This is a genomic window from Dyadobacter bucti, from assembly GCF_005869225.1.
In the GTDB taxonomy this organism is placed as follows: domain Bacteria; phylum Bacteroidota; class Bacteroidia; order Cytophagales; family Spirosomataceae; genus Dyadobacter; species Dyadobacter bucti.
In genome coordinates this window covers 515741-532201 of record NZ_SWFP01000005.1, presented here as the reverse complement: position 1 = coordinate 532201, position 16461 = coordinate 515741, and the positions used below count along the sequence as shown (strand labels likewise).

Here is a 16461-nt window from a genome sequence, read left to right as displayed (position 1 = left end):
AACGGAACTAACACCATTTTCGATACCGGTTTATATGGATTACGCAAACTACTCGGTCAGGGACTTTCTGGAAGATGATGCATTTCGCAACTGGGTACAATCTCCTACCGACGAGTCTAATGCATTTTGGCAAAAAATACTCGACGGGTATCCTCAAAAATCCGCGGAAGTTGCTCAGGCACGTCACCTTCTATTGACGCTCAGCGACCAGGCAACGGCAGGTTTTGGGTCCGAAGATCAGCAAAAGCAGATCCTTAGGAACATCAAAATGCAGATGAACCAGGAAAACGGACATCCGGTGAGGAAGCTACCTGTCTGGCCCTACTGGTCGGCAGCGGCATCGATCATTTTGCTTCTCGGTGTCTGGTTTTTTGCTAAACCAAATCAGAAAACACATTCATACAATTCCAATATCGCAGATTCACGGCAACGCCTGGTGGAAAAGGTCAATACCCTCGGCATTCCTATGTCCATCGTTTTTGCCGACGGGAGTAAAGTTCGCCTTGCACCTGCGAGCCGCTTGTCGTTTCCCGAACACTTCAACAAGGGGGATAAAAGAGAGGTGTACCTGAGCGGAGAAGCATTTTTCGAAGTAGCCAAAAACCCTGAGCGTCCGTTTTTCGTATATTCCAACGAACTGGTAACCAAGGTATTGGGCACCAGTTTTAACATCAAAGCCTATGAGCAGGATCAGGACATTGTAGTGAATGTTACATCCGGGAAAGTGGCTGTCTCTATCGCCGAAAATGCCAAACCGTCAACGGCGAGCGGAGAAGGCAAAGTACAGGATCTGCTTTTACTCCCTAACCAACAGGCCGTTTTATCAAGAAAAGAAGCCGAACTCGTGCGTTCGCTGGTAAAAGAGCCGGTATTGGTCAGGGCAAATGCTGCGCAAAAGGAATTTGTTTTCACCAGGACTTCAGTGAACGAAGTCTTTGAAACACTCAAAACCGCATACAGTGTCCCGATCATTTATGACGCAGCCTTATTTGCCCGCTGCGAGCTCTCGGCAGATTTGACTACCGAGTCACTTTATGAAAAACTGGATGTGATCTGCAGGAGCGTTGAGGCGACATATAAATCCGAGGACGGCCAGATCATCATCACCGGAAACGGCTGTAATTAATTTCCCCTAATCCTAAACCCATACCTTATGAATTAAAAAATATCCTGATCATGAAAAGAAAAAGCCGGTGATGTTTCAGCATCACCGGCCCTGAAAATCCCCGCTCATGTTACCATGACATCGCTTGAGACCGATGTGGGGTGTTTTGCTTCAATGTTGGTTAAACCAAAACAATCAAAATTATGAAAATAATTGACGCTATCCCTCTGTGGGTAGTCAAAACCATGCAATGGACTTTTTTACAATGCTGTATGACCCTTATCCTCGCACAGATCTCCTTTGGCGCGGACGTGCATGCGCAGGAACTGCTGAACCGCAAGGTTTCCGTGAAGGCAGTCAATCAGCAGATCTTCTCTGTGCTTAAATCGATCGAAAAGAGCGCGGACGTCAAATTTTCTTACAGCCCTAACCTGATCCAGGCTTCCCGGAAAGTATCCCTGCAGCTTTCTAATGAAAGACTTTCGGTGGTGCTGGAAAAGTTACTGAAACCCTTTGACCTGCAATATGAAATCATAGGCAGACAGATCATTCTGAAACGCGACATGCCCGAGAACAGCGGCGATGTGCCTGTAAAAGAAAAGACCGAAGAAAAACCCGCAGATAAAATCACTGGCACTGTGTCCGACCAGGCCGGCGTTGGGCTGCCGGGCGTAAATATCCTCGTAAAGGGCACGCAGACCGGCGCCACCACCGACGAAAGCGGTAAGTACAGTCTTGAAATAGCCAGTACCGGCGTTACGCTCGTTTTTTCCTTCGTCGGATATGTTTCCCAGGAAATTAATCTCGGAAACCAGACTAACCTCAATGTGATATTGAAACAGGACGATAAGCTGCTGAGCGAAGTTGTCGTAGTCGGTTATGGGGTGGTCAAGAAACGCGATCTCACAGGTTCCGTAGCTTCAATAGGTTCAACAGAACTGAAAGAACAGCCGGTCAGCTCGTTCAACCAGGCGCTGCAAGGCCGTGTGCCGGGGGTGCAGGTTACCAATTCGTCAAACGCACCCGGTGGCGGTATTACCATCCGCGTACGGGGCGGCAACTCCATTTCGGCAAGCAATGATCCCCTCTACGTGATCGACGGTTTCCCGATGACCAATCCCGACCCGGCCAGTGGCGCAGGTAATTCTATCAACTACCCCAATCCGTTGGCGGCGATCAATCCCAATGATATTGAGTCCATAGAAATATTGAAAGATGCTTCTGCAACAGCCATTTATGGATCCAGGGGAGCAAATGGCGTGGTACTTGTCACCACCAAACGCGGCAAGGAAGGCCAGGCAAGCGTCGATTTCGAAGCATTTTATGGTGTGCAGCAGATCACAAAAATGCTGGACATGGCCACCGCCGCCGAACATACCGCAGCAAAAAACGAACAGCTGCGCAACCTTAACTTTGCCGAGCGTTACGGCGATCCGAAAGGTGCATATCCAAGAAAGCCTGAGGAATACGGCGTGGGAACCAACTGGCAAAAAGAGATTTTTCGCAGCGCTCCCATGCAAAGCTACCAGCTCTCTGTTTCTGGCGGCACCGACAAGATCCGCTATCTGGTCAGCGGCAACTATTTTAACCAGGATGGGATCGTGATTACTTCGGGTTTTAAAAGATATACCTCGCGCGTCAACCTGGATGCGAAAATCAGCAACCGGGTAAAGATCGGGACAAATTTTACGATCAGCCGGAGCAACAACAACAGTGTCAACGAGACCGGCACGCTCAGTCTGGTAGGGCTTGCACTGCGCGCCTCCCCGGCGAGCCCCGTCTTCGATGCCAACGGTAACTACCAGCTGTTGAACGTCGGACCGGGTTCGGGGTTCAGTTCTGTGGCCAATCCGGTGGCTGTGGCACGCACGTCGACAAACACCCTTTTGACGGATCGTATATTGGGTAGCGTTTTCACGGACATTACCCTCGCGAAAGGGCTGACAGCCCGCGTCAGCCTGGGTGCTGACGTGCTCAATACGCGTCGCAGTATCTTTTATACGCCCCAGACATTGATCGGCAATACGCAGAACGGCTATGGCAGCAACGGTTCTGCCAACAATCTTAACCTGCTCAATGAAAACGTCCTGACCTACTCCGGGTCCCGCGGAGCACATGCATTTGATGTGGTCGCCGGGGTAACCTTCCAGAGCAACCGGGAAGAGCGATCTTATGCCGAGGCGCAGGATTTCCCAAACTATTCCCTCGGAGCAAACAATCTGGAGATGGGCAGCAAACCCCTGCCTCCACGCAGTGCAGTGAACGAGTGGGGGCTCAATTCGTACCTGGGGCGGGTCAACTACCGGTTGTCCGACCGCTACCTCTTCACCCTTACCGGCCGGATCGACGGTTCTTCCCGCTTTGGGACCAATAATAAATACGGTTTCTTTCCCTCGGGCGCATTTGCCTGGCGCGTGTCGGACGAGGCTTTTATGAAAAGTGTTGAGGCGGTCAGCGATCTGAAATTCCGCGTGAGCTACGGGGTTACGGGAAATGACGGCATCGGTTTGTACAACTCTCTTTCCCAGTATGCAACCTCAAGAACGGTTTTCGGCGATCAGGAAGTGTTGATCAATCAGGCGCTCCGCATTGCCAACCCTGACCTGCGTTGGGAGAAAACAGCCCAGTTTGACGTAGGTTTCGACCTGGGCCTGCTCAGCAACCGCATCCTGCTTACAGCGGACTATTATATTAAAACCACGACCGACCTGCTCTTGCTGGTAGAACTACCGGCAACCACAGGCTTTACGACCGTCACCAGAAATATCGGCAGTCTGGTTAACCGCGGCTTCGAGCTGGGGATCAACACCGTAAACCTGGATGGGACCCTGAAATGGAAAACCAGTGCCAACGTTTCTCTCAACCGAAACAAGGTGCTGCGCCTTAACAACGCGGACCAGATCTTCTCCAACAATTCCATCGTCAAGGTTGGAGAGTCTGTGGGATCATTTTATGGGAATGTATTTGATGGGATCTGGCAGACAGCGGAGGAGATTACAGCAGCCGGCAACCTCGCCCGCGCAGGCGACCTGCCAGGTGCCATCCGTTACAAGGATATCAACGGCGACGGGATTTTCAACGAAGCCACCGACCGGCAGATCCTGGGCAATGGTCTTCCCAAATTCATTTTCGGCATGACCAACAACCTTACGTTTAAAGGATTCGATCTCTCCATTTTCATTCAGGGCGTGCAGGGAAATAAAATCCTTAACGACACACGGAGATCCATGGAGCAATCGGATCCCAGCGATAACCTGCTGCGTACGGTGATAGAAGGCGCCTGGCGGGCTGACAAACCTTCCAATTCTTTGCCCTCGATCAGACAGTGGAGAAGCACGGGCACAGATTCATTTTACATAGAAGACGGTTCTTTTGTCCGCCTCAAAAATATATCACTTGGCTATGTGATCCCTTTCAAACCGGGCTGGATCAAAAGGGTACGTGCCTATGTGAGCGGCCAGAACCTGGTGACTTTGACTAAATACCGGGGTTTTGATCCGGAGGTCAATTCCAATTTCAGCAGTAACACGCAGTACAGTCTCGACAGCTACGCCTATCCGGCCGCGCGTACCTATACGGTTGGTGCATCCTTGTCTTTCTAAACCCGAAATTGTTTTAAGATGAAAATAAAAAACTATCTGATACTGACCGTGATGCTAATACTGTCGGTATCGTGCGAAGACAATCTGAAAGAAAAGCCGCTGAGCTTTCTGGAAGAATCCAATTCCTTTAAATCCGCAGCTGATGCCACTTCCGCATTGAATGCTGTTTATGAACATCTCAAAGGTGTCTACGGCATGACCATGATCGACCTGGCCGACCTGAACAGCGACGAATGCGAGGTACGCGAGGACAATGGAGGCGGTAACGAAATCCATAAGAACCTGTACAACAGTGGCACCAGGTTATTTGACACCTTCTATACCAACAGCTACAGGCTCATCGACCGGGCAAACCGGGTTATCGCCAATGTGCCCGGCATTGCCATGGACACGAAGCTGCGCGACCAGATCGTAGGTGAAGCCAAATTCCTGCGTGCGCTGGCATATTTCAACCTGGTCCGCGCTTTTGGAGATGTGCCCCTGGTGACGGCAATCAGCAATGATGTAGTAAATGTGGAAATACCCCGCGACCCGGCCGACCAGATTTACCAGCAGATCATTGCAGACCTGCTGGACGCTGAAAAAGTACTTCCTGCAAAATATACGCTGGCGACTGAAATCGGCCGGACGACCGTAGGCGCGGCGAAAAGTATGCTGGCAAAGGTATACCTTACCCGTAAGGATTGGGCTAATGCCGCAGCCAAGGCTAAGGAAGTCATCGAATCGGGCGCATACAGCCTGGTACCGAACTACCGCGACGTATTTGTCCCTGAAAAGGAGAATGGACCGGAACATATCTTTTCGGTACAATTCAGCTGCGTGCTGCCGCAATACGGTAGCGCTATGGCAGAGAATTTCGCGATCTATTTCAGCTATCCGATCAACCTCACAGGCGGCAGCTACCAGGTCGTGCCGGCTCACGCCAATTCTTACACGTCTGGCGATTATCGCAAAACGGTGACGGTGATCGAGGAAAAGACCATCGCGAATGGTACCGTAGTGAAATCGCGTACAGGACCGCATGTAGACAAGTACTGGGACCCGCAAGCTTGTGGCTCGGGCCGGGCAAGAAACAATTTTATCGTCATGCGCTATGCCGATGTGTTGCTGATGTACGCCGAAGCGCTGAACGAAGCCGGAGCCCCGACGACAGAAGCTTATGCCGCCATTAACCAGGTACGCGCCAGAGCCAGAAACGGTGCACAACCCACCGTACTGCCCGATCTGAAAAATCTTACCCAGGTACAATTCCGTGACAGTGTGTATCAGGAACGCAGCTGGGAACTCTGCTTCGAAGGCCACCGCCGGTGGGACTTGCTGCGCACGGGACGTTATGTGCCCAGCATGCAGAAAATTGGTATTGCAACTGAAGAGCGGCATTTGCTCTACCCCATTCCCGTCCAGGAAATCGACGTAAATCCAGCACTGGACCAAAATCCGGGTTATTGATTCATCACATCCGGCAGGCCATCCCGATTCCTGCCGGCCCAAATTCTGACTTATGAAACATCTGCTGATACTGTTTTTTTTACTCAAATCATTAGCGGGCTTTGCCCAGGAGAAATACGATGTGGTCGTTTACGGTGGCACACCCGGTGGTGTGATTGCAGCCGTGGCTGCCGGGCGCGAAGGCGCCAAAGTGTTGCTGGTTGAACAGACGCAGCATGTGGGCGGCCTCAATACCAGCGGCATAGGCACTGCGGAATCGGAGCACATGATCGAGGAAACTATCTCAGGGTTGCCACTGGAGTTTTATCAGAGAATGACGAAGTTTTATGGCAAGGAGAAAGTACAGTTTTATTTCGAGTCGCATGTTGCCGAGAAAACCTTCAAAGACTTGCTATCGGAGGCAGGCGTAAAGGTATTGTACGGTGCCTTCGTTCAAAAAGTAAATAAAAAAGGCAATGCGATCCAGTCGATCAGGCTTACGGACGGGAAGGATCTTGCAGCAAAAGTATTCCTCGACTGCACCTATGAAGGCGATCTGATGCCGCGCGCGGGTGTGTCATACACTTATGGCAGGGAAAGCAAGCAGGAATATGGCGAGTCGTACGCTGGAGTGCGGTTCATGGACGAGCCGATCGAAGCTTCACCTTATGATGATTCGGGAAAATTGTTGCCAGGCTTTGTCGAGCGCAGCACATTGACCGAGGGACAGGCGGATAAACGTGTGATGAACTACAATTTCCGCCTGGTGATGTCGACGCTGGACAATCGGATACCTTTTCCCAAACCCGATAAATACAATCCCGACCGATTTGTTTTATTAAAACGTCTTTTAAAAAATAAGCCTGACACGAAGTTCCGCGACCTGATCGATTTATATAAATGGAACTATCCAACCGGGAAATTCGAAACCAACAACAAACAAAAGTCGGTGATCTCGCTGGGGCATTTTGGAGGTAATGTCGAATATCCCGACGCGGACTATCCCAAACAAAAGGCAATTTATGACGATCACAAAAACTGGACACTGGGTTTCCTCTATTTTTTGGCAAACGATCCTTCGGTACCAAAAACACTGCATGACGAGGTAAACCAATATGGACTGACCGCCGACGAGTTCAAAGACAATGGGAATTTCCCATACTATCTGTATGTCCGCGAAGCAAGAAGGATGAAAGGTACATTGATCCAAACTCAAAAAGACATTCTCGAAGAACGCTCGAAGCCTGACGGAATTTGTCTCGGCTCCCACTGGATCGACAGTCATCATGTGCAGCGTGTAGCCGTTTCGAAGACGCATTTCGTCAACGAAGGACGCATCTGGCATGCTACGACAGCGCCCTACGAATTTTCGTACAGGACTCTCACGCCCAAAGCTTCGGAATGTACCAATCTGCTCGTGCCTGTCTGTCTGTCGGTTTCGCACGTGGCTTTCTGCTCCGCAAGGGTAGAATCGACCTGGATGCAGCTTGGTAACAGCGCAGGTATTGCAGCGGCCATGGCGGCCAGACAACAAAAAACCGTTCAGGAAATCAACGTTGCTGCCTTGCAGGCACGACTGAAAGAAAAAGGTGTGATCATCAGCATCGACCACCAGGTGTGGGATGGCGACAAGGATATTCGTAAAAAATAAAGTATGCAAAAATGGATCGGGACTTTCGTTCTGCTGGCATCTGCCTTCACGGGCTACGGACAGCAAAAATTTGACGTGGTCATTTACGGCGGCACGGCAGCAGGATATGCCTCGGCCATTCAGGTAGCGCGGCTGGGGAAAACGGTCGCGCTGCTTGAACCTACTGCTCACATTGGCGGCAACGTCGTGGAAGGCCTGGGCGGTGCAGATATTGACAATCACAAAGAGTTTCGCAACAGCCCGGCTGTGAGCGGTATTGCGCTGGAATTCTACCGGCGTGTGGCCGATATGTATAAACGCAGGGAAGCTTTTGAAAAAATGCTGGCGGAAAAACGGAAGGACCCGGGCCTCTGGCGCCTGGAATCAAAGGTTGCGGAGCAGATCATCGGAGATTGGCTGTCCGAATACAAGATCCCGGTTTTCCGCAATACAGCATTGGCAGAATCAGCCGGTGCGGTAAAAAAGAGCAATGAAAAAATCACACAAATACAGTCAACTGACGGCCGTACGTTTTCAGCATCGGTATTTATCGACGCTTCCATAGAGGGAGATTTGCTGGCAGCGGCGGGCATCAGCACGGTTGTCGGCAGGGAGCCCAACAGTGCATACGGAGAAACATTAAATGGTATACGTGCCGAAACGACACATGCACAATTCAGTGTCAAAGTTGACCCCTACCGCATTCCCGGAGATTCCGGCAGCGGAGTAATACCAACCATTCAGAACGAACCCTTAGGTGCGCCCGGCGCGGGCGACAAAAACCTGCAGGCGTATTGTTTCAGGGTTTGTTTGACCAAAAATGAGATTAACCGTCTCCCGTTTTACAAACCTGCCGGCTATCAGCGCGGAGAATATGAAATTTACCTGCGCTACCTCAAAGCCGGCGGAAAGCTTTACACGCCCAGCGCGCAACTGCCCAATGGCAAAACCGACCTCGGCGCGTGGCACGACCTCTCGCACAACCTTTATGGTATGAACAGAGCCTATCCTCTTGGAAATTATGCCAAAAGAAAAGAGATCCTCAAATACCACGAAACCTTCACGAAAGGACTTTTTTACTTCCTGTCCACCGATACGGAGGTCGGTGCGCTGGCGCCTCAGCTGCAGCAGGAATGGGCGAAATGGGGTTATGCCAAAGATGAATTTACCGACAACAACCATTTTCCCCGGATGTTCTATGTGCGTGATGCACGGCGCATGGTTTCGGACTATGTGATCACCCAGCACCATGTGCAGCGTGAAAGCCCTGCCCCGGTAAAAGATCCCGTCTGCATCGCATACTGGCCCACGGATGTTCACAGTGTCCGGCGCATTGTGCGCGACGGCGCTGCGTATAATGAAGGCTTTGTGTTCGGTGGCAATTACTGGCGACCATTACCGGTATCATACAGATCCATGGTTCCCAAAAAAGCCGAATGTACGAATCTTCTCACGCCAACCTGCGTTTCTTCCAGCCATATAGCCTACGGCGCGATCCGTATTGAATGGACCTTCATGTTACTGGGACAGGCCGCAGGCATTGCGGCAGCGCTGAGTATTGATCAGGATTTGCCCGTCCAGGACGTGCCGTACAAGTTGCTGACACCAGAACTGACAAAAAGCAAAGTAGTGATAGACTTAGACCAGGTGGGTATACCGGAATGATCCTTTATTCTTGTATCAATTATTTGTCTGCTTTCCGTCGAAAATCCAGGTTATGAAATGCAAAAACGCGGAGCACATGATTGCTGTTGAAGTGGTTCCCTGATGGCAGCTGCTGAAACTGGTTCATATAACCCACCTGCAGGTTAAGCCCTTTGGTAAACTGGTATCCCAGCCCGAAGAAAAGGCGGTTCTGATCGAAAAGATTGTAGGTGATCTGCTTTCCCGCATTGATATGTATCTCGTCATTGAAGGCAAAGAAAAGGGTATTGGCTTCTATGAAATCCCGGTTCAGAGGGACCATCAGGTTTAGAAGATAGCGGAACCGGAAATTGAAATTATATCCGTCGCGGAGCGCGTCATTGGCGATTTTCCTGTTGAACCGTTCTTCCACACGGATCCATTGCTGTGTTTGCAGCCGTTTTTGCCGACTGGTCCACAACACCTGCTGCCATAGCCTGTTTTCGGGACGTACCGTGAAAAGGCCTGCTGCCGGGTAGCTTCGGGCATAGGCATAACCCAATGTAAAGCGAAGGTGGTCATTGGCAAAATAGGTAAGCCCTGGCCGGATGATCTGGGTTGCCCACCTGTCCAGGAAGTCTGTCCGCCTGGCATGAAGATCAAGCCAGATCCCCCATTTGTTTGTGAACCTTGTTTGATTAAAATAGCCCAGCCAGACACCGCTTTGTGTATTGACCTGTTTTTGGGCGAAAGACGGAATTGAAAAAAGTAAAATGAGTACCAGCAGATATTTGTTCATAAAATTAGGGGTTACAGATATGTTTTAAGGCAATAGCCGATGACGGCCGCAAACAGGATGATGTAAGGCTCCTGCAGTTTCTTTATAAAGATCAATGCCAAAATGGTGAGAATCGCAATGACAGCTGACGCAACGTCCACAATCGAGCGGGATGCAATCACAAACACAGATCCAACCAACGCACCGACAACTGCTGCGGTAATACCGTCGACAAATGCCCTGATACTTTCGTTTTTAGATATCTTCTTAAAATAAGGCGCCGGAAGCACTGTAAAAACAAAACAAGGAAGGAAAACACCCAGCGCCGCGACACTCGCTCCGGCAAAGCCAGAGACGATAAAGCCGATAAAACCAACAGTAATGACAACCGGGCCTGGTGTGATCATGGCCACCGCAACCGAATCCAAAAACTGCTGCTCGCTGAGCCAGCCCATTTCACCCACAACACCCGCCTGTAAAAACGGAATTATTGCAAGCCCGCTACCGAAAACAAACGCGCCGGCTTCTGTGAAGAACAGGCCAAGCTCCCAGAGCTTGCCGGTATCCATTTGCCAGAAGCCTGTTCCGGCTAAAAGAACAACAGACAACGAGGTATTGGTTTTCCGGATCCACCTGGGAGGTGCCTTGACAACCATGTAGAGCAGTCCCAGTATAATAAAAAGCCAAACTTCCTCTCGCTTCGTAAAAGCAGTTACTACAGCCATTAAAAGGAAAAACAGCCAAAGAAGCCAGCTGCTTTTGATGGCCCGGGTTTCCAGTTTACTAACCGATTTGATAGTAAGCTTGTAGCAGCTCAGCGTGATAATACCGATCACCGCCGAGCCAACACCATAAAAAACGGATTGCATCCAGGGCAAGCCACCGTACAACTTGTAGGCCATACCAAGCAACACGACCATGACAAAGGATGGAAGCACAAAACCCAGCCCCGTCAGTGTAGCGCCCCATACCCCGTAATGTACATAGCCCAGGTAAATGCCTAGTTGAGCGGCGAGGGGGCCCGGAGCAAGCTGGGCTAATGCCAGCCCTTCCCGGTATTCCTCCTCGGTAATCCACTTGCGCTCTTCCACCAGATCGCGGTGCATGTAGCCGATCAATGCCACCGGGCCACCAAAACCAAGTGTTCCCAGTTTCAAAAAATACTTTGTCAGCGCGATCAGGCTGTATTGAACTGTTTTGGATTGCTGTGAAAGTTCCATTTTCAGGTTGTCGTTATCTTGCGGAATACCCTGCAATAATAGACAGCCCCTCAATCAAAAAATAGAACGTAAATGACCGGTTTGTACAGAGTTTACTTTTTGCCTAAAGATTTTCGAAAAACCGATGGATTTTGCCCGGTATGCTGCTTAAAGATCCGGTTGAAATGACTTTGATCTGAAAAGCCGGTCAGATAAGCGATCTCGGCAAGACTATTGGAAGTGTTGCCTAGCAGCTCGATGGCTTTTTCAATGCGCAGTTTGCGGATATACTCACCAAAGGAAAGGTCACTAAAATATTTGGAAAACTCCCTTGAAACATAGGCAGGGTTCATATCCAGTCCGGCGGCAACTTGTTTCAGGCTTAAATTCAGATTGGTGTCGATCTGGTCCTGGATAATCTCTTTTAACTGCCGGGCCCACCGGGGTGCTTTGCTGCTTTGTCCAGACTTTTCCTGCATGTAAGCATTGAAAACCTCGAGCAGCAGTTTCTCAGTCGGGCTCTGCGTGTGCCTTTGCTTTTGAAGATGTCTGGCCCAGCTGTAAAGCGCATCGTAAATCAGCATCCCTTTTTCCAGAAGTTCATGATCGTCAGTGATATTAAAACTCATGCCAGCTGAGATCGCCCAGAGCCCGGCACTTTGCGGGGCTACGAAATGTGCGTCGGTATCCGCGCCCCGGACGATGGGTGCCATATCCTTCACTGCGGGATCGTCAATGCCAAATTTTTCAATGAGGTAGTCGAAGGTGCACCGGTCTTCGTAATGGGTGAATTCAACGCCGGGGATATCGAACGGGGTTGCATTCAGTTCCTCAGCTTTTAAAAGGACTTCATCGAACGGGACAAAATAAAAAGTGGCCTCAGCATCAATAAACCTCCTGATCAGCCAGGGGCAGGCGATCCGGTCTATCTTCGGTCGTTCGCGGGTAATCCAGTTCACAGGGCGTCGATTAATTTTTTCTCGCAAGTTATTATTATTGATTTACATAAATTGCCCTTCAATTTAGTTAACAGGCGGTCGATGCAGATTCCAATTAAAAATAAACTCAACGATAAGGAGCTTTTCCGGATCAAGCGAATGAAGGAGGTTATCAAAACGACTCATCCGCACGGCCACAAGGATTATCTTGAAGTAATTTACCTGACACAGGGGGAAGGATTACACCTGATCGATCATCACCGATACCCGGTACAACCGTCCAGCCTTTACCTTGTCATGCCTGGCCAGATCCACAGCTGGGAGCTTACTGAAATTCCAAAGGGCTTTGTGGCCATGATCCAGAAGGATTTTTTGCTCGGCCATCCGCTGTATAATTTACTTTTCCGCACATTTCCAATCGCGTTCCCGAGCGGGTTCCAGCTCGCCCACATCAGCGACGAGATTGCCAATATCTTTGCTCGCATTGAAACGGAATATGCCGGTGGCCAGACCAATTTTCAGGCGATCATCCAAACCTACCTGCTCCTGCTTTTCAATTTACTTCAGCGGGAAATCAAGTCTGACAATCAACAGCCGTTTCCACAGACACTGAATGCATTTTTTGCGCTGCTAGACCAGCATTATATGAACACGCATGAGGTAAACTGGTACGCCGAAGCATTGGGTGTAACACCGAAGACGCTGAATGCAGTCTGTCGCAGGTTTCTGGATAAAACGACCGGCGCGGTGATCACCGAAAGGCTTACCGCGGAATCCAAAAGATTACTTCTCTATTCAGAACAGAACCTGGGCGAAGTCGCTTATGAGCTGGGGTTTTCCGACCCGTCGCATTTCAATAAGTTTTTCAAGCGGCAGACTGGTGTGCTGCCCGGTGTTTACAGAAAAGGAATTTCCTAAATGTACCAGTTTTAGGAAGTAATGTACAAAGTCTACTAAATTTATAGGGTTAATTTTACCGCATCTTTCACCTCTTTGAATTGCGGTCTTAAACCCCTATGAAGCTTTTCCTTTCTCTTGTATACCTGTTACTCTGGCGGGCAGTGGCTTTCGCGCAATCTCCGCTTGCAATCAACGGTAAAATCACGGATCAGGAGTCTGGGCAACCACTTCCTTACGCCTCTGTCGCCCTGTACCGTACGGCCGATTCGCTGCTGGTTGCCGGCAGCCTTTCGGACGAGAAGGGCAATTACCGCTTTGAAAATATAGCCGCAGCATTTTACTACATTGGCACACAATACATGGGTTATCAAAATGCAAGCACCGGATCGCTCGACTTGACTGGCAAGTCGGGAACAGTGACCATTCCCACCTTAGCCATGGTAACCGACAGCCGGTTGCTCGAAGCTGCCAATGTTACAACCAGACAACAACTCGCCGAAAACAGGATCGACCGGCAGGTGTACAAAGCAAGCCAATTCATAGCCGGACAAGGCGGTACAGCAATAGATATCCTAAAAAACACTCCCTCTGTGACCCTCAACAGCGAAGGCGACATTACCCTGCGCGGCTCGACCGGCTTTCTGGTACTGGTGAACGGGAAACCGGTGCAAACCGAACCCTCGGTGGTCCTGAACCAGATCCCGGCCAATACAATTGAAAACATCGAAGTGATCACAAGTCCTTCAGCCCGGTACGACCCGGATGGCAAGTCTGGGATCATCAACATTATTACAAAAGCAGCGGCTACTGACAGCCGCAGCATTGTCGTGAACATTCAGGGTGGGCTGCCTTCGGTACATCGTTATCATAATCTCAAACGACCTGTCCGCTTCGGTGCCGATGCGTCCTGGGGGTTGAAATCGGGGAAGTGGGAGGTTAACCTGAGCGCTAATTACTTGCGGAATGACATCGCAGGCAGGCGCGTGGGCGATGTCAACACGACCCTCGGCAATGTTTTTACATCGCTGCCCTCTCAGGGCGAACGTAGTTTCAAGCGGTACAATTATACAGTCCGGGCCTCGGCGTCGTTTACCCCGGACCCGTCGAATGTGATCTCGGCGGGTTTCTATAAAGGGTATCGTTTCCAGTCCAGACGGGCAGATCTGATGTACAACAATGTCAAAACCGATCAGGAATCCGGAGAGGCGCTGGGCAGCATTACTTATTTCAACTCCAATATCGCCCGGAAGACCAATGATGTGACGCTCGGAAATCTCGACTACTCCCACCGTTTTGCCAATAAATCGCAGCTTACGCTGTCGGGGCTGGCGGAGTTCGCGAAGCTGGACGGGCTCACGACGAACATCAATCTGTCGGAACCGGGCAGGCAGCGCGCATTGCAAAGCACACGTAATCCTGGTGAGAACCCGCTAAACGCCTTTCGTTTGCAGGCAGACTATCTGTTGTTGATTGGAAAAGGAAAACTGGAAACGGGTTATCAGTACCGCAATCAATTGCAAAAGGGTGCTTTTCAATACCTGGACCTCAATCTTCAAACGGGTTCATTTGATCTGGTGCCACAATTTTCGGGCCGGACGCGCCTTGGAAACCATATCCATTCGGTATACGGGCAATACAACGGAAAAGCGACGAAACTTGAATACTCCGCCGGGCTGCGTTACGAATACGCAACGCGCACATTCTCGACAGGTGCCGCCGACACGCGGAACCTTACACTCTCCAATTTTTTCCCTTCTGCACAATTACAATACTCCCCCGGACACGGCTGGCGCGTTAAAGCAGGCTATACACGCCGCGTGCAGCGTTCAACCAACAATGAGCTCAACCCACTCCCCGAACGCGAGCATTCGGAAACCCTCGAATCAGGCGATCCGGATATTTTACCGGAATTCGTCGGCCAGGGCGAGATAGGCATTGTGAAAGAGTTCGAAGAAGGAAGTGGTTTTGTAACGTTGTACAACCAGCGGATCAAAAACGTGGTAAACCGTGTGAACAGCGTCTACAACGACAGCATTATCAACCGCATTTATACAAATGCAGGTCTGGCAACATCGTGGGGCGCCGAACTGGGCGGCAATATCAATCTGACGAATTGGTGGCAATTGTATGCAGGTGCCAATGTTTACCATTATCATATCCAGGGGGCGCTTTTCAGCAACACCGTCAATGTGAATACTTCCAGCATTGTTTATTCGATCAATTCCCATACAACATTTCGCGTAGTGCCTACCCTGCAAATTCAATGGGCCTTGAACTATCTATCCAGGAGGGTCACTGCGCAGGGCGAGGATTCACGACTCGTTAACCCGTCGCTATCGGTCAGAAAGACCTTTCTCAAAGGGAAACTGGCTGCATCGCTTCAATGGCAGAACATGGATCTCGGCCTCCTGAACGCAAATCAGCAACGCATTACAACCTGGGGCAGGGATTTTTACACAACCACCAACTACATTCAGGAAACCGATATCTTCCTTTTAAACTTATCCTTCAATCTCAACCAACTTTCCACAAAGGCCAAGCTGCCGGGCAGCGAATTTGGGGAAAGAGAGTTTTGAGCCATAAACCCCGATATGCCTTTTTAATCGAACAAACATTTAACAACTTTATTACATTAGCAACTGCTAACATACTTTTTGAATAACAGGTCAGCCACAAGCAGATATGCCATCACTCAAACTTTATATGATTTTGTTGGGCTGTAAACCGCCCGGCAGGCATGTGGAGCAGCATGATGTTTTCTTTGGAATCGCCGCCTCCCTCAATGAACTGCTACCTGAAATGGAAGACTTTTGGCCGGAGCCCGACAAATTACATATTGACGCATGGCGGGAAGTGAACTTTGTTGAAGGTTACCACGTCGGTATTCAGCCGAGGGCCGCCTGGAAAAAGCAATCCAAAACCGGAGATAGCAGGCTTTTTTTTATTAACCTGGGAGGATATCAGCCATTCAAGTTTGAAGAACAGCATTATATGCTCCTCACGGTAAAAGCTGATAGGGCGGCTGCCATGAAAGAAGCTAAAAAGACATTGTTTTTCCAAACCAATCATTTTGCAAAAGCAACTTCCCATATTGATGATAAATATGGTATTGACGTTGACGACCTGTACGAAATTGACGATATTTTAACTCCAAATCAAAAAGCTAAATACAGGATAACACTAACGCCAACGGATTCAGAAGCAGCGGATGAAATCCATTTGGGTTATCTGAAATTTTCCGCACTCAAATAAAAGAGC

The 16461-nt window shown here is 49.8% G+C and carries 11 protein-coding genes; 8 read left to right on the top strand and 3 right to left on the bottom strand.

Going from position 1 to position 16461, the window contains the following annotated elements:
• The first annotated feature begins 34 nt into the window (after nt 1-34).
• The 5 genes from FBF61_RS19055 (at nt 35) to FBF61_RS19035 (ending at nt 9430) form a co-directional block, all read left to right on the top strand.
• The gene (locus FBF61_RS19055; RefSeq protein WP_138480181.1) at nt 35-1126 is read left to right on the top strand and encodes a FecR family protein; all 1092 of its coding nucleotides are present in this window, start codon (nt 35-37) and stop codon (nt 1124-1126) included.
• A gap of 182 nt (nt 1127-1308) precedes the next feature.
• Nucleotides 1309-4707, top strand: coding sequence for a TonB-dependent receptor (locus tag FBF61_RS19050; protein WP_138480179.1), 3399 nt, complete (start codon nt 1309-1311; stop codon nt 4705-4707).
• Nucleotides 4708-4725: 18 nt separating this feature from the next.
• Nucleotides 4726-6156 (top strand): RagB/SusD family nutrient uptake outer membrane protein, encoded by a 1431-nt coding sequence (locus tag FBF61_RS19045; protein WP_138480177.1) that lies wholly within the window; start codon nt 4726-4728, stop codon nt 6154-6156.
• A gap of 52 nt (nt 6157-6208) precedes the next feature.
• The gene (locus tag FBF61_RS19040; protein WP_138480175.1) at nt 6209-7786 is read left to right on the top strand and encodes an FAD-dependent oxidoreductase; all 1578 of its coding nucleotides are present in this window, start codon (nt 6209-6211) and stop codon (nt 7784-7786) included.
• A 3-nt stretch (nt 7787-7789) separates the two neighbouring features.
• Nucleotides 7790-9430: an FAD-dependent oxidoreductase gene (locus FBF61_RS19035; protein ID WP_138480173.1), complete on the top strand. Its 1641-nt coding sequence runs from the start codon at nt 7790-7792 to the stop codon at nt 9428-9430.
• Nucleotides 9431-9449: 19 nt separating this feature from the next.
• Here the strand turns inward: FBF61_RS19035 and FBF61_RS19030 are convergent, their stop codons facing one another.
• The 3 genes from FBF61_RS19030 to FBF61_RS19020 form a co-directional block, all read right to left on the bottom strand.
• Entirely contained in the window at nt 9450-10187 is a 738-nt protein-coding gene (locus FBF61_RS19030) for a DUF2490 domain-containing protein (RefSeq protein WP_138480171.1), read from the bottom strand.
• Nucleotides 10188-10198: 11 nt separating this feature from the next.
• Complete coding sequence (locus FBF61_RS19025; RefSeq protein ID WP_138480168.1) at nt 10199-11386, bottom strand: chromate transporter; 1188 nt, start codon at nt 11384-11386, stop codon at nt 10199-10201.
• 92 nt (nt 11387-11478) lie between these two features.
• Nucleotides 11479-12324, bottom strand: coding sequence for a chromate resistance protein ChrB domain-containing protein (locus tag FBF61_RS19020; protein WP_138480166.1), 846 nt, complete (start codon nt 12322-12324; stop codon nt 11479-11481).
• A gap of 81 nt (nt 12325-12405) precedes the next feature.
• Here FBF61_RS19020 and FBF61_RS19015 point away from each other — a divergent pair, with 81 nt between their 5' ends.
• From FBF61_RS19015 to FBF61_RS19005, 3 genes are all read left to right on the top strand, one after another.
• Nucleotides 12406-13221 carry an AraC family transcriptional regulator gene (locus tag FBF61_RS19015; RefSeq protein WP_138480164.1) on the top strand — a complete coding sequence of 272 codons (816 nt, stop codon included), beginning with the start codon at nt 12406-12408 and terminating at the stop codon, nt 13219-13221.
• A gap of 98 nt (nt 13222-13319) precedes the next feature.
• Entirely contained in the window at nt 13320-15779 is a 2460-nt protein-coding gene (locus FBF61_RS19010) for a TonB-dependent receptor domain-containing protein (RefSeq protein ID WP_138480162.1), read from the top strand.
• 106 nt (nt 15780-15885) lie between these two features.
• Entirely contained in the window at nt 15886-16455 is a 570-nt protein-coding gene (locus FBF61_RS19005) for a DUF1543 domain-containing protein (protein WP_138480160.1), read from the top strand.
• Nucleotides 16456-16461: the final 6 nt, after the last annotated feature.